Genomic DNA, 20271 nt, shown 5'->3' with positions numbered 1-20271 from the left:
TTTACACAATGTAAACCCCTTATTTTTCAGCATTTTTTATAGAGGCACGGGATTACATGGAAATCGGTCTGCGCGAGTGGCTGATCGTCATCGGCATTATTGTCATTGCCGGTATTCTTTTCGATGGCTGGCGTCGCATGCGCGGCGGCAAGGGAAAACTGAAATTCCGTCTTGACCGAAGTCTGTCCAACCTGCCCGACGAGGACACCAGCGCCGAGCTGTTGGGCCCGCCCCGCGTGCTGGACACCCAGAAAGAACCGCAACTGGACGAGCACGACTTGCCGTCGGTGAGCATGCCTGCCCGTGAACCGCGCGAATCGGGTTCCAAGCGTGGCAAGCGTGGCCATGGCGAGCCGTCGCAAGGCGATATGAACCTCAGCCTGGACCTGGACGGCGGCCCGAGCTTCAGCAGCCGTGACAACGATTTCCCGGATGACAGCAAGTCCGCCAGCTCGCCTGAAAAAGATCAGCCACAAGCCGAAGAAGTGCTGGTGATCAGTGTGATCTGCCGCGACCCGGCCGGCTTCAAGGGCCCGGCGCTGTTGCAGAACATTCTGGAAAGCGGTCTGCGTTTCGGCGAGATGGACATTTTCCACCGCCACGAAAGCATGGCCGGTAACGGCGAAGTGCTGTTCTCCATGGCTAACGCGGTCAAGCCGGGCGTTTTCGATCTGGATGATATCGACCACTTCAGCACCCCGGCGGTGAGCTTCTTCCTCGGCCTGCCAGGCCCGCGTCATCCGAAGCAAGCCTTCGACGTGATGGTAGCGGCGGCGCGCAAGCTGTCCCAGGAGCTGAACGGCGAGCTGAAAGACGACCAGCGCAGCGTGCTGACCGCCCAGACAATTGAGCACTACCGTCAGCGCATCGTCGAATTCGAACGCCGCGCATTGACCCAGAAGCGCTGAGGTCAAAGGATCGCAGCCTCGTTTCACTCGACAGCTCCTACAGGGTTCGCGATTTTCTGTAGGAGCTGTCGAGTGAAACGAGGCTGCGATCCCTTGATCTTGATGAAATGAGATTGAGCAGCCTCGGCTGCTCTTTTGCTTTATGAGAGAACACCCATGACTGCCGCCGAAACCCGCATTCTAGAGCTGCGCGCCGAGCTCGATCAGCACAACTATCGCTACCATGTGCTGGATGAGCCGAGCATTCCGGACGCCGAATACGATCGCTTGTTCCATGAGCTCAAGGCCCTTGAAGCGGCCCATCCCGAGCTGATCACCAGTGACTCGCCGACCCAGCGTGTCGGCAGTGCGGCGCTGTCGGCGTTCACTCAGGTGCGTCATGAAGTGCCGATGCTCAGCCTTGGCAACGCCTTCGAAGAAACCGACATGCGCGAGTTCGACCGTCGGGTGACGGAAGGGCTGGACCTGCCGGTCGGCGACCTGTTCGGTGGCGGCGCAGCGGTGGAGTACAGCTGCGAACCCAAGCTCGATGGCCTGGCGGTCAGCCTGCTGTATCAGGACGGTATGCTGGTGCGCGGCGCCACTCGCGGCGATGGCACCACGGGCGAAGACATCAGCGTCAACGTGCGCACCGTGCGCAATATCCCGCTCAAGCTGCATGGCAGCGGCTGGCCGGCGACCCTGGAAGTGCGCGGCGAAGTGTTCATGTCCAAGGCCGGTTTCGAGCGGCTCAACGCCACGCAACTGGAAGTCGGCGGCAAGACCTTCGCCAATCCGCGGAACGCGGCGGCAGGTAGCTTGCGGCAGCTGGATTCAAAGATCACCGCCAACCGTCCGCTGGAATTCTGCTGCTACGGCATCGGCCAGGTTTCCGCCGATATCGCCGACACGCACATTGGCAATCTGCAGCAACTCAAGATCTGGGGTATGCCGATCAGTCATGAATTGAAATCGGCTCGTGGCATCGATGAGTGCCTGGATTACTACCGCGACATCGGCGAACGCCGCAATGCGCTGCCCTATGAAATCGACGGCGTGGTGTTCAAGGTCAACAGCATTGCCTCCCAGCGCGAGTTGGGTTTTCGTGCTCGCGAACCGCGTTGGGCTATCGCGCATAAATTCCCGGCGATGGAAGAACTCACCGAGTTGCTCGATGTGGAGTTTCAGGTCGGCCGCACCGGTGCCGTGACGCCGGTGGCACGCTTGAAACCGGTCAAGGTCGCCGGCGTTACCGTGGCCAATGCGACGCTGCACAACATGGATGAGGTTGCGCGGTTGGGGCTGATGATCGGCGACACCGTGATCATCCGTCGCGCCGGTGACGTTATTCCGCAAGTGGTGCAAGTGGTCATCGAGCGTCGTCCTGAGGATGCACGACCGGTACAGATTCCCGAGCAGTGCCCGGTCTGCGGTTCGCATGTCGAGCGTACGCAGCTGGTCAAGCGCAGCAAGGGTCGCGAGACTGTCAGCGAAGGCGCGGTGTATCGCTGCGTCGGCCGTCTGGCCTGCGGTGCGCAACTCAAGCAGGCGATCATTCACTTCGTTTCGCGTCGCGCCATGGACATCGAAGGGCTGGGCGAGAAGAGCGTCGAGCAACTGGTGGATGAAGGTCTGGTGAATTCGCCAGCCGATTTGTACGCATTGACCTTCGAACAAATCGTCGACCTTGAAGGCTTTGCCGAGCTGTCGAGCAAGAACCTGCTCGGCGCTATCGAAGACAGCAAGCGGCCGAGTCTGGCGCGGTTCATCTATGCCTTGGGTATCCCTGATGTCGGCGAAGAGACGGCCAAGGTGCTTGCGCGGTCTCTCGGCTCGCTGGAGCGTGTTCAGCAGGCGTTGCCGCAAGTGCTCACGTACCTGCCGGATGTCGGGCTGGAAGTGGCTCACGAGATTCACAGCTTCTTTGAAGACCCGCATAATCAGCAGGTGATCGCCAATCTGTTGAAGCACGGCCTGCAGATTCAGGATCAGGGAGCGTTGGCTGCCGAATTCGCTGCAAGCACCACGCTTGGCGGTTTTCTCGACAAGCTGAACATTCCTTCGGTCGGGCCGGGCGGGGCGCAGAAGCTTGCCGACAAATTCGGCTCGCTTGAAGCGGTGATGAATGCTGACTGGCTGGACATGCGTCAGACGCTGCCGGAGAAACAGGCAAATTCGGTGCGTGAGTTTTTTGCGGTCGCAGAAAATCGTCAGCTCGCCGAGTCCGCTGAAAAGCAGCTGCGCGATTTTGGCATGCATTGGCAGAGCGAGAAAAAAGTCGTCGAAGGATTGCCGCTGGCCGGGCAGACCTGGGTGCTGACCGGTTCGTTGGAACTGATGAGTCGCGACGTTGCCAAGGACAAACTTGAAAGCCTCGGGGCCAAGGTGGCCGGTTCGGTATCGGCCAAGACTCATTGCGTGGTCGCCGGGCCGGGCGCAGGTTCGAAGCTGGCCAAGGCCAATGAGCTGGGGTTGAAGGTGCTGGATGAAGAGGCGTTTGTCGAGTTTCTGAAGAAGCACGGTATCGACGTTTAAGATCGCCAAAAGATCGCAGCCTTCGACAGCTCCTACGGGTGTACGCCTTTCCACTGTAGGAGCTGCCGAAGGCTGCGATCTTTTGATTTTACCCAGGCAGAGCGTGGGAACGATCATTGCAGAGGAATGATCTAGTCTTGGCAGTCCCCAAAGAGAGATCGCCATGTACCGCTTCTTCGAACAGCTCAGCTCGCGCATCGCCGCGCCCTTTATGGGTGAGCATTCGCGCAACAGCAAGGTCTGGCATTGTCGCTGCGGGCAGTCGCTGTTCTTTCGCAACAGCCAGTGCCTGGCCTGTTCGGCGGCGCTGGGCTATCAGTCGCAGCAAAGTCGCTTGTCGTCGCTGCAACCCGGCCCGCAAGCGGATACCTGGTTGCTTGACGCCGACCCTGACGCCGGTATTTTCCGCCGTTGCGCCAATCTCGACTCCCCGGCTGCGTGCAACTGGTTATTGCCGGCCAATCATCACGATGGGTTGTGCATCGCCTGTAGCCTGAATCGCACCATCCCCGACCTGTCGATTCCCGAGAACCACGAGCGCTGGGGCAAAGTGGAAACCGCCAAGCGTCGTCTGGTGGCGCAGTTGCTCAGCCTGGGCTTGCAGGTCATTCCCAAAACAGTAGACGAAGAGACTGGTCTGGCCTTCGATTTCATCGGTATCGACCTCGAAGGCAAGCCGCCGACCACCGGGCACGCCAACGGCCTGATCACCCTCGATATCAAAGAAGCCGACGACGCCCACCGCGAGCAGGTTCGCGTGCAGATGCACGAGCCCTATCGCACGCTGCTCGGTCACTTTCGGCACGAGACAGGGCATTACTACTGGGACCGACTGATCGCCAACAGTGCCTGGCTGGAACCGTTCCGCGGCCTGTTCGGCGACGAGCGTGCCAGCTACGCCGAGGCCCTTGAACAGCATTATCAACAAGGTGCGCCGCTCGACTGGCAGCAACATTACGTCAGCGCCTACGCCACCATGCACCCTTGGGAAGACTGGGCGGAAACCTGGGCTCACTACCTGCACATGATGGATGCGGTGGACACCGCCCTGTGTTTTGGCATGAGTGCGCGGGAAATGGATTTCGACTATCAGCCGTTTCCACCTAGCACGCTGTTTGATCCGCAGCACCCCGGCGGTCCGGCGTTCCTGTCGTTCGTCAATGCGTGGATCGAGCTGGCCGGCATGCTTAACGAGCTGTCACGCAGCATGGGGCAGCCGGATTTCTATCCGTTCGTCTTGCCGCCGGCGGTGATCGCCAGGCTGCACTTCATTCACCTGGTGATCCAGCAAGAGGGCGGCCGGGCAGATGAAGTGTTGGTGCAATAGAAGATCAAAAGATCGCAGCCTTGTAGCAGCTGCCGAAGGCAGGCTGCGCCAGCTGCTACAGGTCGCGATCTTTTCAGGCCTGCGCATGTCCTTGAAGCGGCTCATGTTTTTTAATCCGCCCGAACGGTTGTAACTTCGTCTCAGATAGGTACAATGGCGCGGCTCGCCGTCAGGTGAGCGTCGTTATGGTGACCCCATCGGTCCCCCCGCAACGATTACCCGTGAACCTGGTCAGATCCGGAAGGAAGCAGCCACAGCGGGAACATTGTGTGCCGGGGTGTGGCTGGTGGGGTTGCCTCCATAACGCAACACGAACCCTCTTTCGTGTGTTCTATCTAAAAATACTGTTTTGCTTTCCCTGCCATGGAGCTCATCCAGGGCGGTTTATCGCGTTTCCGAATGAAACAGCGGGATATAAAAAAGGAGGCCGATCTGTCGCATTCGACAGGTCGGCCTCTTTTTTTTGTTTGTTAGCATCAAGGCTTGGACAAGGCCTGGTCAACCGCTGCGATCAGCTTTCCCAGATCCTTCGGGGTGGCTTTGTGTATGACGCTGAACAGGTACGCTCGCTGTTCATCTTCGTCGCCTAGATCTGCGAAAAAGGCTTTCAGCTTCACACCCAGCACGTCGGCAAGCAGGAACAATGCTTCCACGCTGGGGGTATAGGTGCCAGTTTCGAAGCGGCTGATGGTTTTGGGGTCAAAACCGGTTTTTTCGCCGAGTTCAGCCTGAGTAAGCCCTGCGACCTTGCGGTAGCGTCGGATGGCTGGACCCAAACTTGAAATTTGCATCGCTCAATTCCCATTTAGAATCAAGAACTTAACGATAGATTTTTGCATTAGGCAACTGCATGATCCATCACCTTGCTTTGCAAAATGTGATGCATTTCGTAGAATCGCCGCTTCGGAGGGGGGTTTGATGATCTGCTGTCTGAAGTTTAGGCGATATGAAACAGCCAGCATTGTCTTCCCTTGCCGGGTGTGCAGAGAAGCCGTTGGCGGTCTGAAACCCTCGCGAAATGTTACCAGAGTCGGTGTTGCTACCTTGCCCGAGACTAGTTGATCTTCGGCGGTCCGGGGGCCATCAAATGCTGTTCATGGAGTGATAACGTGTCTCTGCGCTGTACGTCTCAAAACATCTCTTCCGGGCATCCTGCACTGGTCGAGCGGTACCTCCGCTAGCGACAGTGAGCCTCACTCATGGATGAGAAATACCGCAGGGCCGTGGATGCCGCCGCAATTTTTTCCGAGACTGATCTGAACGGCCGGATTACTTACGTCAACGATCAATTCTGCGTCGTGTCCGGCTACAGCCGCGAGGAATTGCTGGGGCAAAACCATCGCCTGCTGAACTCCGGCCTGCATTCCGCCGATTTCTTCGCTGCCATGTGGCGCACCATTGCCCTGGGCAATATCTGGAAGGGCGAAATCTGTAATCGCGCCAAGGATGGCAGGTTGTATTGGGTCGACAGCACCATGGTGCCGGTGCTCGACGACACCACCGGGCTCGTTGATCGATACCTCTCGATTCGTTTCGACATCAGCGAAAAACGCCAATTGCTGCAATCCCTGCAATGGCGGGTCGGGCATGACGTGCTGACCGGGCTGCCCAATCGGGCGTTCCTGTCGGATTTGCTGGATCAGGCGCTGGAGTTTTCCCGGCAGGAAAACATTCCGCTGGCAGTGTGCATGCTTGACCTCGACGGGTTCAAAGCGGTCAACGACGGCTACGGTCACGCCAGTGGCGATATGTTGCTGGTGGAAGTGGCCAAGCGTCTGCGTGACATTGTGCGCGGCGAAGATGTGGTGGCGCGATTGGCCGGTGACGAGTTCGTGCTGGTGTTGCGTTACGTGCGTGATCTGCCGGAATTGCGCGCAGCGTTGAGTCGCGTGCTTGGGGCGATCTCGGCGCCATACACATTGCACGGCAAGGACATCAATGTGTTTGCCAGTATCGGCGTCACCCTGTTTCCCCATGACAACGAAGATGCCGAAACCCTGCTGCGCCATGCCGACCAGGCGATGTATGTGGCCAAGCAGCGCGGGCGAAACCGCTTTCATCTGTTCGATGTGTCCCGGGATCAAGAGGTCAAGGCCACGCACCAGACCGTCGAGCGGGTGCGTCAGGCGCTGGTCGCCGGTGAATTTCGCCTGCACTTTCAGCCCAAGGTGAACATGCGTCGTGGCGAGGTCGTCGGTTTCGAGGCCTTGCTGCGTTGGCAGCACCCGCAAAACGGCATGGTGCCGCCTCGGGAGTTTTTGCCGCTGGTAGAGGATACCGACCTGATCATCGATATCGGCGAATGGGTGATGGACCAGGTGCTGGCGCAGTTGCACCGCTGGCAGCAAGCGGGGCAGGGCTGGCCGATCAGTATCAACATCGCGGCGCGACATTTTCAGCGCGCGGATTTCGTCGACCGGCTCAGAGAGGTACTCGCTCGGCATGCTCAGGTTGCCCCGCGGATGCTCGACCTGGAAATCGTCGAGTCGGTGGCGATCGAGAATATCCAGCATGTCAGCGCCTGTTTGCAGGCCTGTCAGGCGTTGGGGGTGCAGTTTTCCCTGGGTGATTTCGGCACCGGCTATTCGTCCCTGAGTTATCTCAAGCGTTTACGCACCCAGACTATCAAGATCGATAAGTCATTTGTGCGTGACATTCTGAATGACCGGGATGACCTGGCCCTGACCACGGCGGTGATTGGCCTGGCCCGCGCATTCGGTCGGCAGGTGATTGCCGAGGGGCTGGAAAGCCTTGAGCACGGTGAGTTGTTGTTGCGGCTGGGGTGCGAAGTCGCTCAAGGCTATTTCATCGCCCGTCCGATGCCGCCCTCCGAGGTGCCGGCCTGGGTGGCGGGGTTTGTCGCCCCGTCGCAATGGCAGGCACTCGATCAAATAGCCTGACTCGCTCTATATAGCAGCCTTCGGCAGCTGCTACGGGGGCGGGTTACCGGTATAGAGCCGGATGATGTCATTGATCTCCCCCGACGTTTTCATTTGCTGCAACGTACGCAAAATGCGTTGTACCGGCACTTTCGGGTCATTGCGCACGTAACAACTGATAGGCTGTTCCTGCACCAGCGCAACGCTTTTCAGTTGCTGGTCGGGCAGCAGGCGCTGGTTGAACCAGTCCAGGGTCCATTGGTTGCTCACCGCGTAGCGATAGCGTCCAGCCAGCAGCTTTTCCAGCACCTGTTCCTGATTGCGTGCGTCCTCGCGGTGCAGCCGGTCGGCGTCGAACAGTGGTTGCAGGGTCGGGTAGCTATAGCCGAGGACGGTGCCGATCGACTGTTGTGGCAGTTCCGCTGGATTGACAGAATCGGGTGGGCCTTGCCGGCCAATCAGCATGTCGCGCTGAACCAGCAGCGGAACGCTCCAGATATAGTCGCCGGACGGGGTCGGCAACCAGTCTTGTGAGACGAAACAGCGCACATCGGCTTCGCCGTGTTCCATGGCGTTCTGTACTCGCGGCCGAGGCAACACGTGAAATTGCGCCGGCGCGCCGACCTGAGTCGCCAGGCTAAGCATGATGTCGTGCAGAATTCCCTGGGTCGGCCGGTCGCGCTCGATTTGCACCAAGGGCATGGCCCAGCTGTCCGGCACGACAAAGCGCAACGGCACTTCGGCGGCCGCGACGCTCAGGCTGACTAATAGCAGTGCCCCCAAGGCAAAGTGCATAAATGCTCCGGTACGGCTCAAGCCTGAGCTGATAAAAGCTCCTCAAAGTGCAGCTTAGCCAGAATAGACGAGCGCACCGGATGCAATTTTGGCCTTGCTCCGCTAGCATTAGCCGCTTCTGCTTCCTTCGCTGCGACGGTTTTCGATGAGTTATCAGGTTCTTGCACGTAAATGGCGTCCGCGCTCGTTCCGCGAAATGGTCGGCCAGACCCATGTGCTCAAGGCTCTGATCAATGCCTTGGACAGCCAGCGGCTGCACCACGCCTACCTGTTTACCGGTACCCGCGGGGTCGGCAAGACCACCATCGCGCGGATCATCGCCAAATGCCTGAATTGTGAAACAGGTATCACTTCGACGCCCTGTGGCGAGTGCTCGGTGTGCCGCGAAATCGATGAAGGCCGCTTCGTCGACCTGATCGAGATCGACGCCGCGAGCCGGACCAAGGTCGAAGACACCCGCGAGCTGCTCGACAACGTGCAGTACGCGCCGAGCCGCGGGCGCTTCAAGGTCTACCTGATCGACGAAGTGCACATGCTTTCCAGCCATTCCTTCAATGCGCTGTTGAAAACCCTCGAAGAGCCGCCGCCCTACGTCAAGTTCATCCTGGCTACCACCGATCCGCAGAAACTTCCTGCAACGATTCTCTCGCGGTGCCTGCAGTTCTCCCTGAAGAACATGACCCCTGAGCGGGTGGTCGAGCATCTGAGCCATGTGCTGAGCGTCGAGAACGTGCCGTTCGAAGACGATGCGCTGTGGCTGCTGGGTCGCGCCGCCGACGGTTCGATGCGCGATGCCATGAGCCTGACCGACCAGGCCATCGCCTTCGGTGAAGGCAAGGTTCTGGCCGCCGACGTGCGGGCGATGCTCGGCACCCTCGATCACGGCCAGGTCTACGACGTCCTGCATGCGCTGATCGAAGGCGATGCCAAGGCGTTGCTCGAAGCCGTGCGCCATCTGGCCGAGCAAGGCCCGGACTGGAACGGCGTGCTCTCGGAAATTCTCAACGTGTTGCACCGTGTTGCCATCGCCCAGGCCCTGCCTGAAGGTGTCGACAACGGCCATGGCGACCGTGATCGCGTATTGGCACTGGCCCAGGCACTGCCGGCCGAAGATGTGCAGTTCTATTACCAGATGGGCCTGATCGGTCGCCGGGATTTGCCGCTGGCACCGGATCCGCGCGGCGGCTTCGAAATGGTCCTGCTGCGAATGCTCGCATTCAGGCCAGCAGACACCGAGGACGCTCCGAGGCAACCGCTAAAGCCAGTGGGGATCAGCCAGGCCACAGTTGATTCCGCAAACTCAGTGGCTGCCGCGCCGATTGTTGCGCCGGTAGTCGCTGCGGCCGTGGCACCGGTTCCAGTGGCGCCCGTGGTTGCACCAGCACCTGTCCCGGCCGTTGCGCCTGAACCCGTCGCGCCGGTGGCGGTGCCTGAGCCCGAGCCAGTGGTCGAGCCCGTAGCGGTCGAAGAAGTCGTCGATCTGCCCTGGAACGATCCGGTAGAGCCCGAGGTTGTCCAGCAGCCTGCTGTCGAGCCGGTGCTGGAGACGGCCGGTGAACAACCCGAATTACCGCCGATGCCCATGCCGACGCCCGACAGCGTGGTGCCGGATGCGCCTGAGTGGGCCGCTGCGCCGATTCCGGAACCGTCCGTGGCCGAAGTCGATGCCGCCACGCCGGGCATCGACCTGGATGACGAACCGCCGCTGGACGAGGACTACATCGAGCCGGACATGGATTCGGCCTACAGCTACCTCGACGATCTGGCCAGTGAGCATACCGCCGAACCTGCGGCGCAGCCCGAGCCTGAACCGGCCGCGATGCCGGCCACCGGCCTGGCCCTGCAATGGCTGGAGTTGTTCCCGAAATTGCCGGTGTCCGGCATGACCGGCAGCATCGCCGCCAACTGCACGCTGATCGCCGTCGATGGCGACAATTGGCTGTTGCACCTGGACCCGGCCCACAGCGCCCTGTTCAACGCGACGCAACAACGTCGCCTCAACGATGCGCTGAACCAGCATCACGGGCGTACGCTGACCCTGAGCATTGAGCTGATCAAGCCCGAGCAGGAAACCCCGGCCCAGGCGGCGTCCCGGCGTCGTGCCGACCGTCAGCGCGAGGCCGAGGAATCGATCCATGGCGATCCGTTCATCCAGCAAATGATGCAGCAGTTCGGGGCGGTGGTCCGTCACGATACTATTGAACCTGTCGAGGCCCTGGTCAGTCAGGGCTAATAACTGAAGGCGCCTGGCCGCACTCGCCGGGCGCTGTTTTTATCCAAGTACTTTTGAGGTGATTCCCATGATGAAAGGTGGCATGGCCGGCCTGATGAAGCAGGCGCAGCAGATGCAGGAAAAAATGGCCAAGATGCAGGAAGAGCTGGCCAACGCCGAAGTCACCGGTAAGGCCGGTGGCGATATGGTCACCGTGGTAATGACCGGTCGTCACGACGTCAAGCGCGTGACCATCGATCCAAGCCTGGTCGAAGGCCTGAGCGAAGACGACAAAGAGATGCTGGAGGCTGTATTCGCCGCCGCCGTCAACGATGCCGTGCGCAAGATCGAAGCCAACAGCCAGGACAAAATGGGCAGCATGACCGCTGGCATGCAACTGCCACCGGGTATGAAATTGCCATTCTGATTCGCCAGCGCGGGTCGGATGGGTTAAAAAAAATGCCAGGCATCGCGCCTGGCATTTTTGTTTCTGCCTGCGGTTTACCCTGTGGTGAGGGGGCTTGCCCCCGTTGGCTCGCGAAGCGGGCCCAGCATTGAAAGCTGTATTGACTGATTTAACGACTGCTGCGCAGCCGAACGGGGGCAAGCCCCCTCGCCACAGGGTAATTGACGCTGCTATTTGACGCTAAACAGAGGCGCGGGTATAAACCGCGTCTCGTTGTTATGTCGGACTTTTCCCCATGAGCTTCAGCCCTTTGATTCGCCAACTGATCGATGCCCTGCGAATTTTGCCGGGTGTGGGTCAGAAAACTGCCCAGCGCATGGCGTTGCAACTGCTTGAGCGCGATCGCAGCGGCGGTTCGCGACTGGCCCAGGCGCTGAGCCAGGCCATGGAAGGGGTGGGCCACTGCCGTTTGTGCCGCACGCTGACCGAAGACGATCTGTGCCCGCAATGCGCCGATCCACGCCGCGACGACACCTTGCTGTGTGTGGTGGAAGGTCCGATGGACGTGTACGCGGTGGAGCAGACCGGTTTCCGCGGTCGCTACTTTGTGCTCAAGGGCCACCTGTCGCCTCTGGACGGCTTGGGGCCGGAAGCCATCGGCATCCCACAACTGATGGCGCGGATCGAAGAGGCGGGCACATTTACCGAAGTCATCCTCGCCACCAACCCGACGGTGGAAGGCGAAGCCACGGCGCATTACATCGCCCAACTGCTCAGCAACAAAGGCCTGGTTGCCTCGCGTATTGCCCATGGCGTGCCGTTGGGTGGCGAGCTGGAACTGGTGGATGGCGGGACATTGGCGCATTCGTTTGCCGGGCGTAAGCCGATTTCGCTGTAACCGCATCTTCAATCCTCACTTGAATACCAAGCAAGCGCTCGGTTAACTTCGCTGAACCTTCAGTGGAGTTCGCCGATGCCTGCCTTCCAGGAATACTTCGACCCCAGCCACCAATTGGTCCGCGACAGCGTCAGACGTTTCGTCGAGCGCGAGATTCTTCCGGACATCGATCAGTGGGAAGAAGCTGAAAGCTTCCCTCGTGAGCTCTACCTCAAGGCCGGCGCGGCGGGGATTCTGGGCATCGGCTATCCCGAAGCCTTGGGCGGTAGCCACGAAGGGGATGTGTTCGCCAAGATCGCCGCCAGTGAAGAACTGATGCGCTGCGGTTCCGGTGGTCTGGTCGCGGGGCTGGGCTCGCTGGACATCGGCCTGCCGCCGATCCTCAAGTGGGCCAGGCCCGAAGTCCGCGATCGCGTAGTGCCTCAGGTGCTGGCGGGCGAGAAGATCAGCGCCCTGGCCGTCACCGAGCCCAGCGGCGGCTCCGACGTCGCTAACCTGCAAACCCGCGCCGTGCGTGATGGCGACTTTTACCGGGTCAGCGGTAGCAAAACCTTCATTACCAGCGGCGTTCGCGCGGATGTCTACACCGTGGCGGTGCGCACCGGCGAGCCGGGATTCGGCGGCATCAGTTTGCTGCTGATCGAGAAGGGCACGCCGGGTTTCACCGTCGGTCGTCAGTTGAAGAAAATGGGCTGGTGGGCGTCCGACACCGCCGAGCTGTTTTTCGATGATTGCCGGGTGTCGGCCAGCCATTTGATCGGTGCCGAAAACGGGGGCTTTGCCTGCATCATGGGTAATTTCCAGAGCGAGCGTCTGGCTCTGGCGCTGATGGCCAACATGACCGCAGAGTTGGCGCTGGAGGAGAGCCTGAAATGGGCTGGTCAGCGTGAAGCCTTCGGCAAACCCATCGGCAAGTTCCAGGTGCTCAAGCACCGCCTCGCGGAAATGGCCACGGCATTGGAGGTGTCTCGGGAATTCACCTACCGCCAGGCGGCGAAAATGGCAGCCGGGCAGAGTGTGATCAAAGAGATTTCCATGGCGAAGAATTTCGCTACAGACACGGCAGATCGCATTACCACCGACGCGGTGCAGATTCTGGGTGGTATGGGTTACATGCGTGAAAGTCTGGTGGAGCGGCTGTACCGCGATAACCGGATTCTGTCGATTGGTGGCGGGACGCGGGAAGTGATGAACGAGATTATCAGCAAGCAGATGGGGCTGTAGTTGGTGGTGTGGCAACTGACGCCATCGCGGGCAAGCCCGCGAAGGCGTCCTTCCAGACGCCGCTTACTTATCGCTCAACGCAAACTGCGTCAGACAGAAAGTCGCAATCCCCATGTCTTCCAGCCGTTGCGAACCACCCAGCTCCGGCAAGTCAATGATCGCCGCCGCTTCATGCACCCGCGCGCCCATGCGCCGAACCAGGTTGGCCGCCGCAATCAGCGTGCCGCCGGTGGCGATCAGGTCATCGAACAGCACCACCGAATCCCCCTCGCACAGGCTGTCGGCGTGGACTTCAAGGAAGGCTTCGCCGTATTCGGTCGCGTAACCTTCGGCCAGCACGTCGGCAGGCAATTTGCCCTGCTTGCGGAACAACACCAATGGCTTGTTCAACTGATACGCCAATATCGAACCGATCAGGAACCCGCGCGCGTCCATGGCGCCGATGTGGGTGAAGTCGGCCTCGACGTAGCGATGGGCAAAGCTGTCCATCACCAGGCGCAGGGCCGTGGGCGACTGGAACAGCGGGGTGATGTCGCGAAAGATCACGCCCGGCTTGGGAAAGTCGATCACGGGGCGGATCAGGGATTTGATGTCGAAGGAGTCGAAGACCATCGTCGAAGTGTCCTGGCGGGCTGCAAACGTCGCAGTATAACGGCGGCTGAACCGTTTCGCTCAGCCACCGTGAAAGGATCAACCTTCGATCGAGCCACCGGCCAGGGCGCAGAGCTGGATCGGGTCGAGGATGTGCACTTCCTTGCCCTCGGCGGCGATCAGTTCGTTTTGCTGGAAGCGGGTGAACACCCGGGACACGGTTTCCACCGCCAAGCCCAGGTAATTGCCGATTTCGTTGCGCGACATGCTCAACCGGAACTGGTTGGCCGAGAACCCCCGGGCGCGGAAACGGGCCGACAGGTTGACCAGAAAGGTGGCAATGCGCTCGTCGGCGGTTTTCTTCGACAGCAGCAACATCATTTGCTGATCGTCACGAATCTCGCGGCTCATCACGCGCATCAACTGACGGCGCAGTTGTGGCAGTTGCAGGGCCAGTTCGTCGAGGCGCTCGAACGGGATCTCGCACACCGAAGTGGTTTCCAGGGCTTGCGCCGAGACCGGATGCTTTTCGGTGTCCATGCCTGACAGGCCGACCAGTTCACTCGGCAAATGGAAGCCGGTGAGTTGCTCTTCGCCGCCATCGCTCAGGCTGAAAGTCTTCAGGGCACCGGAGCGGACTGCATAAACAGAATCGAACGTGTCGCCCTGGCGAAACAGAAACTCGCCTTTTTTCAGCGGGCGACCACGTTTGACGATTTCGTCCAGCGCATCCATGTCTTCCAGATTCAGAGAAAGTGGCAGGCAGAGAGGGGCCAGGCTGCAATCCTTGCAATGGGCCTGGTTATGAGCGCGCAGTTTTACTGGCTCGGACATTTCTTTAATCCTTGTGGGAAAACACGCATAAGACGTAAGGGTACCCCACGGGAGGACATTCGGGCCAGCCTGCGACAATTTAACCTCATACTCTAAATTACGCGTGAGAAACGCTGGCGATTGCTGTGTCCCAGATAAGCATCGAACACCATGCACACCGAACGCACCAGCAGCCGGCCTGCGGGCAGCACGGTGATTCTTTCATTGTCCAACACGATCAGTCCGTCCTCGGCCATGTCCTGCAGTTGTGGCCAAAGCTCGCCGAAGTAACCGCGAAAATCGATATTGAAGGCCTGTTCGATGTCCGCGAATTCCAGGTTGAAATGGCAAATCAGTTGCTGAATCACCGCCCTACGCAAGCGATCGTCGGCATTGCACAGCAGGCCACGGTTGGTGGCCAGTTGCGCGGACGCCAAAGCGTTCTGGTACTGGGTCAGGTCGCTGCTGTTCTGGCAGTACAGGTCGCCGATCTGGCTGATGGCCGATACCCCCAGGCCGATCAGATCGCAATGACCGTGGGTGGTGTAGCCCTGGAAGTTGCGTTGCAAGGTCGACTCTTCCTGGGCAATCGCCAGTTCATCATCGGGCAGGGCGAAGTGGTCCATGCCGATGTAGCGGTAACCGGCGGCCGTCAGTTGTTCGATGGTGCGCTGGAGCATTTCCAGTTTCTGCGCCGGCGCCGGCAGATCGTTGCTGTTGATCCGCCGTTGCGGCATGAAGCGCTCTGGCAGATGGGCGTAGTTGAACACTGAGAGCCGGTCCGGTTGCAGGCTGATGACTTCGTCGACGGTGCGGGCGAAGTTCTCGGGCGTCTGCTTCGGCAAGCCGTAGATCAGATCGATGTTGATCGAGCGATATTGCAGGGTCCGGGCGGCGTCGATCACCGCACGGGTTTCTTCCAGGCTTTGCAGGCGATTGACCGCCCGCTGTACCGCCGGGTCGAGGTCTTGCAGGCCGATGCTGACCCGGTTGAAGCCCAGTTCCCGGAGCAGGCCCATGGTCGACCAGTCGGCTTCGCGCGGGTCGATCTCGATGCCGTAGTCGCCGGAATCGTCGTCCAGCAGATTGAAATGCTTGCGCAGCCGGGCCATCAGCTGACGCAGTTCATCGTGGCTGAGAAAGGTCGGTGTGCCGCCGCCGAAATGCAGTTGCTCGACTTTTTGCATGGGGTCGAGGTGGCAGGCGATCAGCTGGATTTCCTGTTCCAGGCGCTGCAAATAGGGCAGGGCGCGGCCGCGGTCCTTGGTAATGACTTTGTTGCAGGCGCAGTAGTAGCAAATGTTCGCGCAGAACGGCACGTGCACATACAGGGATAACGGCCGCAGCGCCTTGCGGCTGTCGCGCAGGGCATGAAACAGGTCGAAGGTGCCGACCTGGCTGTCGAATTGCACGGCCGTCGGATACGAGGTGTAGCGTGGCCCCGCCAGGTCGTAACGGCGGATCAGATCTGTGTCCCAACGAATGGCGTCGAGCATGCGGGCATTCCCCCGGATAGGCTGGCAGTGTCGGCGAGTCTAGGGGCTGCGACGTTGCGGCATCTTGATTTGCATCAACGGGTGTCAAGATCAAGATCTTTTGCCCTTTAATGCCCCATCAACCAATGCTGATGCGGCCCCGGAAAGGTCCAGATGCCGAACACCATCACCAACAAGCCGCCGGTCATGCGCACGCTGCGTTTGCGCAACAACGCCGTGACCCGCTCGGCGGCCAGGCCTGTGGCGAGCAGCACCGGCCAGGTGCCCAACCCGAACGCCAGCATCAGCAACGCACTGTCCAGCGCATTACCCTGACTCGCCGACCACAGCAATGTGCTGTAAACCAGCCCGCATGGCAGCCAGCCCCACAGCGCGCCGAGCAGTAAGGCGCGGGGCAGGTTCGACACCGGCAACAGTGTGTTGGCGATAGGCTGGATATGCCGCCACAGGCCGCGACCGAGGCTTTCGATGCGGGTCAATCCGCTCCACCAGCCGGCCAGGTACAGCCCCATGGCGATCAGCAGCAATCCGGCGAGGATGCGCATGAACATCGCCGCCGGGCTATTGGCCACGGCCCAACCGGCCAGGCCGATCAGCAGGCCGGCCGCGGCGTAGCTGAGAATCCGCCCCAGGTTGTAGGCCAGCAACAATCGGAAGCGTCGGCTGCGTTGTTCCTTGGGGATCGCCAGGGTCAACGCGCCCATCAAGCCGCCGCACATGCCCAGGCAATGGCCGCCACCGAGCAAGCCGAGGATCAGCGCAGAGACCAGAAGCGGTGCCAACTCAAGCATGGGGTGGCGCCTTGTCGTCCGGTTTGACCGGATGGCCGCTGGCCTCGTCGACTGCTGCCGTGTGCTTCGGGTCCTGGTCATCGAACAGGATGCTGTGGGCCGGGCCGTCGAGGTCGTCGTACTGACCGCTGTCGACCGCCCAGAAGAAGATGTAGATAGCGATGGCCACGATCAGCAGCGCGGCCGGGATCATCACGTAGAGAGCTGGCATCTGGACTCCATGCCCGCGCGGCTCAAGCCGGCAGCGGACGGGTTTCTGGCGTGGCGCTGGTGGCTGGCGCGCTCGGCAGGCGAGTCAGGCGCAAAGCATTCAACACCACGGTCAACGAACTGATGGACATGCCGACCGCGGCCCATACCGGAGTGATCCAGCCGAGGGCGGCGAATGGCAACATGAGGCCATTGTACAGCGCTGCCCACAGCAAGTTCTCGATGATGACCCGACGGGTGCGACGGGCCAGGCTGAAGGCTTGCACCAGCGCGTCGAGTCGGTTCGACAGCAACACCGCGTCGGCACTGGTTTTTGCCAGATCGGTGGCCGAGCCCATCGCGACGCTGATGTCGGCGGCGGCCAGCACCGGCACGTCGTTGACCCCGTCACCGAGCATCAACACCTTGCGACCTTCCAGGTGCAGCTGTTGCAGCACCTGCAATTTATCGTCCGGGCGCAAACCGCCACGGGCCTCGTCGATACCCAGTTCGGCGGCGACGCTGGCGACCATCGGCGAGCTGTCGCCGGACAGCAGCAAGGTGCGCCAGCCGCGTGCCTTGCATGCCGCCAGCAGGGCGGGGGCGTCGGCGCGCAAACGGTCATCGAGGACAAACCACGCCAGTGGTCCCTGGCTGTCGCCGAGCAGCAGCCATTGGCCGGGTTCATCGGGCATCATCGGCAGTTGAGCACCGCTGAGCTCGCAGACAAAACCCGGTTGGCCAATGCGCAGGAGTTGCGCGCCGACCAAGCCTTCAAGGCCCAGGCCCGGCGTGCTGTGGACCTCTTCGGCGGCCAGCGGCGCGCGGCCAAAAGCCCGGGCGATCGGGTGTTCGGAACGGTTTTCCAGGGCGGCGGCGAGGCTCAGGCATTGATCGCTCGCCAGAGCCCCAAGCGGCCGGATCGAACGCAAGGCCAGACGACCTTCGGTGAGGGTGCCGGTCTTGTCGAAAATCACCGTATCGATCTGGTTCAGGCCTTCCAGTACATGGCCGCGCGTCAGCAGCAAACCGAGTTTGTGCAGTGTGCCGGTGGCGGCGGTGAGGGCGGTCGGCGTGGCCAGGGACAATGCGCACGGGCAGGTCGCAACCAGCATCGCCAGGACAATCCAGAACGCTCGCGATGAATCCAGCTCCCACCAGAGCAGGCCGATGGCGGCCACTGCGATAAGCGTCAGCAGCAAGAACCACTGCGCGGCGCGGTCGGCGATTTCCGCCAGCCGCGGCTTTTCGGCCTGGGCGCGATCCAGCAGGCGGACGATGGCCGACAGGCGCGTGTCCTGACCCAGCGCCAGGACTTCTACGGTCAACGCACCCTCGACGTTCAAGGTGCCGGCGGTGACCGCGTCGCCCAGGGTCCGTGGTTGCGGCAGGTATTCGCCGGTGAGCAGGGATTCGTCGATGCTCGACTGACCGTCGAGGATCTTGCCGTCGGCCGGCAGGATCGCGCCGGGGTGCACCAGCACCTGATCGCCCACGCGCAGCTCGCTGAGCAGAATTCGCTCGCTCTGGCCGTCGGCACTCAGCCGCAGGCAGGAGGCGGGCAACAGATTGACCAGTTGTGCGGTCGCGGCGGCGGTTCGCTCCCGGGCACGGCGTTCCAGGTAGCGCCCAGCCAGCAGGAACAGCGCAAACATTCCCACCGCATCGAAATACAGCTCGCCAACCCCGGTGATCGAAGTCCAGATCCCGGCAATATAGGCACTGCCGATTGCCAGTGACACCGAGACGTCCATGGTCAGGTGCCGGGTGCGCAGATCGCGCATTGCCCCTTTGAAGAACGGCGCGCAGCTGTAAAACACGATCGGCGTAGTGAGAAACAATGCGACCCAGCGCAGGATGGTGTGCAGTTCGGGGCTGAGGTCGATGTTGAATTCCGGCCAGGTGGCCATGGTCGCCATCATCGCTTGAAACCACAGCAGTCCGGCAACGCCGAGTTGGCGCAGGGCCAGGCGGTTTTCGCTGGCCAGTTGTTCGCTGGCGCGGTCGGCCTGATAAGGGTGAGCGGCGTAACCGATGTGGCGCAATTCGCTGAGCACCTGACTCAACGGCAATTGCGCGTCGGCCCAGCGCACGTGCAAGCGATGGTTGGACAGGTTCAGGCGCGCCTCGGCCACTGCCGGCAGGCTGCGAAGATGTTTTTCGATCAGCCAGCCGCAGGCGGCGCAACTGATGCCTTCCATCAACAGGGTGGTTTCGGCGAGTTCGCCTTCGTGGCGGACAAAGGGTTGCTGCACATCGGCGCGATCATACAGCGCCAACTCGTCGACCAACTGCACCGGCAAGGCTTCGGGGTTGGCCGAGGCTTCGCTGCGATGCTGGTAATAACTTTCCAGCCCACCGGCCACGATGGCCTCGGCCACCGCCTGGCAACCCGGGCAGCAGAATTCGCGGGTATCCCCGAGGACGGCGGCGGTAAAGCGGCTACCGGCCGGGACGGGCAGGGCGCAGTGGTAGCAGGGGGTTGGAGTGGTCATGTTTGTTGCCATGGAAACCATTGTGGCAGGCCCAAAGGCCTCTGTGGCGAGGGGGCTTGCCCCCGTTGGACCGCGCAGCGGTCCCAAAGACAGTCAGCGCGAACTTCTCGATAGATCGAGTAGACAACCTGCGGCTGCTGCGCAACCGAACGCGGGCAAGCCCGCTCGCCACAGGAGATCGTTGTGACTATTTTTTCAGGTCTTCAGCACCTTGCAACGGCTCATCACCGAGCAACAGATCCTTGGCATGGCTGACCTGTTCTTCTTCGAACATGCGCCAGGTCTTGTCATCCTGCACACCCAACAACTCAACGAAACGCCGGCCTTCAACCTTGTCGCTCAGCTGGCCGATGTAGCGGCCCTGTTCGGTTTCGCTGCGGGCCAGGGTGATCTTGCGATCCTTCTCTGGCTGGGTCGGCGAAATCAGATTCAGCTCAAGGGTTTTCGGTTGGCTGTTGCCGCTCAGGCGCAGGTCGACTTCGCCGGTCAGCTCATCCAGGTGCACGCTGGCTCGCAGTTGCAGGGTCTGGGCCAGCAGTTCCCGGTCCAGGGAGCGGTTGATGCCTTTGCCCGCCTCGTAATAGTTGTCGTTGACCAGGTTGTCCGGGTGATTCACTGCGATGGTCACCATCGACAGGGTCAAGGTCACCGAACAGGCCAGGATGGCGATGATGATCCACGGCCAAAGGTGCTTGTACCAGGGACTTGCGGCAGTTGCTGCGGGCATGATCAC

17 protein-coding genes and 1 other RNA gene are annotated in these 20271 nt (G+C 60.8%); 9 read left to right on the top strand and 9 right to left on the bottom strand.

Translation table 11 applies throughout. From position 1 onward, the window contains the following. Positions 1-56 precede the first annotated feature (56 nt). The 4 genes from zipA (at position 57) to ffs (ending at position 5041) form a co-directional block, all read left to right on the top strand. Complete coding sequence (gene zipA / locus ACEN9A_RS20125; protein ID WP_019579886.1) at positions 57-908, top strand: cell division protein ZipA; 852 nt, start codon at positions 57-59, stop codon at positions 906-908. A 156-nt stretch (positions 909-1064) separates the two neighbouring features. Further along, entirely contained in the window at positions 1065-3422 is a 2358-nt protein-coding gene (ligA, locus tag ACEN9A_RS20120; protein ID WP_258670182.1) for an NAD-dependent DNA ligase LigA, read from the top strand. Positions 3423-3585: 163 nt separating this feature from the next. Beyond that, entirely contained in the window at positions 3586-4749 is a 1164-nt protein-coding gene (locus ACEN9A_RS20115; RefSeq protein WP_258670179.1) for a zinc-binding metallopeptidase family protein, read from the top strand. Positions 4750-4944: 195 nt separating this feature from the next. Continuing rightward, an RNA gene (gene ffs, locus ACEN9A_RS20110) (signal recognition particle sRNA small type) lies at positions 4945-5041 on the top strand. A 184-nt stretch (positions 5042-5225) separates the two neighbouring features. On the opposite strand, the gene ACEN9A_RS20105 is transcribed toward ffs, so the two are convergent. Beyond that, a complete protein-coding gene (locus ACEN9A_RS20105) occupies positions 5226-5540 on the bottom strand; it encodes a helix-turn-helix domain-containing protein (RefSeq protein ID WP_007933342.1) in 315 nt (104 codons plus the stop codon). Positions 5541-5948: 408 nt separating this feature from the next. Between ACEN9A_RS20105 and ACEN9A_RS20100 the strand changes: the two genes are divergently transcribed. After that, entirely contained in the window at positions 5949-7649 is a 1701-nt protein-coding gene (locus tag ACEN9A_RS20100) for a putative bifunctional diguanylate cyclase/phosphodiesterase (RefSeq protein ID WP_258670175.1), read from the top strand. 30 nt (positions 7650-7679) lie between these two features. Here the strand turns inward: ACEN9A_RS20100 and ACEN9A_RS20095 are convergent, their stop codons facing one another. Next, positions 7680-8423: a substrate-binding periplasmic protein gene (locus ACEN9A_RS20095; RefSeq protein ID WP_258670173.1), complete on the bottom strand. Its 744-nt coding sequence runs from the start codon at positions 8421-8423 to the stop codon at positions 7680-7682. A 145-nt stretch (positions 8424-8568) separates the two neighbouring features. On the opposite strand from ACEN9A_RS20095, the gene dnaX reads away from it, so the two are divergent. The 4 genes from dnaX to ACEN9A_RS20075 all read left to right on the top strand — a co-directional run bounded on the left by dnaX (position 8569) and on the right by ACEN9A_RS20075 (position 13163). Next, on the top strand, positions 8569-10656 hold the full coding sequence (gene dnaX, locus ACEN9A_RS20090; protein ID WP_019648282.1) for a DNA polymerase III subunit gamma/tau: 2088 nt from the start codon (positions 8569-8571) through the stop codon (positions 10654-10656). 67 nt (positions 10657-10723) lie between these two features. Beyond that, positions 10724-11062, top strand: coding sequence for a YbaB/EbfC family nucleoid-associated protein (locus ACEN9A_RS20085; RefSeq protein ID WP_007933349.1), 339 nt, complete (start codon positions 10724-10726; stop codon positions 11060-11062). 274 nt (positions 11063-11336) lie between these two features. Continuing rightward, complete coding sequence (recR, locus tag ACEN9A_RS20080) at positions 11337-11939, top strand: recombination mediator RecR (RefSeq protein WP_019648283.1); 603 nt, start codon at positions 11337-11339, stop codon at positions 11937-11939. A 75-nt stretch (positions 11940-12014) separates the two neighbouring features. Then, positions 12015-13163 carry an acyl-CoA dehydrogenase family protein gene (locus tag ACEN9A_RS20075; RefSeq protein ID WP_258670169.1) on the top strand — a complete coding sequence of 383 codons (1149 nt, stop codon included), beginning with the start codon at positions 12015-12017 and terminating at the stop codon, positions 13161-13163. Between the two features lie 63 nt (positions 13164-13226). Here the strand turns inward: ACEN9A_RS20075 and ACEN9A_RS20070 are convergent, their stop codons facing one another. The 7 genes from ACEN9A_RS20070 to ACEN9A_RS20040 all read right to left on the bottom strand — a co-directional run bounded on the left by ACEN9A_RS20070 (position 13227) and on the right by ACEN9A_RS20040 (position 20265). Further along, entirely contained in the window at positions 13227-13775 is a 549-nt protein-coding gene (locus ACEN9A_RS20070) for an adenine phosphoribosyltransferase (RefSeq protein ID WP_019579893.1), read from the bottom strand. 78 nt (positions 13776-13853) lie between these two features. Then, positions 13854-14588, bottom strand: a complete 735-nt coding sequence (gene fnr / locus ACEN9A_RS20065; RefSeq protein ID WP_258670165.1) for a fumarate/nitrate reduction transcriptional regulator Fnr — start codon at positions 14586-14588, stop codon at positions 13854-13856. A 92-nt stretch (positions 14589-14680) separates the two neighbouring features. Further along, positions 14681-16063: an oxygen-independent coproporphyrinogen III oxidase gene (gene hemN / locus ACEN9A_RS20060; protein WP_258670163.1), complete on the bottom strand. Its 1383-nt coding sequence runs from the start codon at positions 16061-16063 to the stop codon at positions 14681-14683. Between the two features lie 107 nt (positions 16064-16170). Further along, positions 16171-16854: a sulfite exporter TauE/SafE family protein gene (locus ACEN9A_RS20055; protein WP_258670160.1), complete on the bottom strand. Its 684-nt coding sequence runs from the start codon at positions 16852-16854 to the stop codon at positions 16171-16173. After that, entirely contained in the window at positions 16847-17065 is a 219-nt protein-coding gene (ccoS, locus tag ACEN9A_RS20050; protein ID WP_019648288.1) for a cbb3-type cytochrome oxidase assembly protein CcoS, read from the bottom strand. Before ccoS ends, ACEN9A_RS20055 begins: the two co-directional genes overlap by 8 nt. A gap of 22 nt (positions 17066-17087) precedes the next feature. Next, a complete protein-coding gene (locus ACEN9A_RS20045) occupies positions 17088-19538 on the bottom strand; it encodes a heavy metal translocating P-type ATPase (protein WP_258670156.1) in 2451 nt (816 codons plus the stop codon). A 187-nt stretch (positions 19539-19725) separates the two neighbouring features. Next, complete coding sequence (locus tag ACEN9A_RS20040; protein WP_019579898.1) at positions 19726-20265, bottom strand: FixH family protein; 540 nt, start codon at positions 20263-20265, stop codon at positions 19726-19728. Positions 20266-20271 lie beyond the last annotated feature (6 nt).

The organism is Pseudomonas sp. Pseusp18, from assembly GCF_059506005.1.
This window is presented reverse-complemented; position numbering and strand designations above follow the sequence as displayed.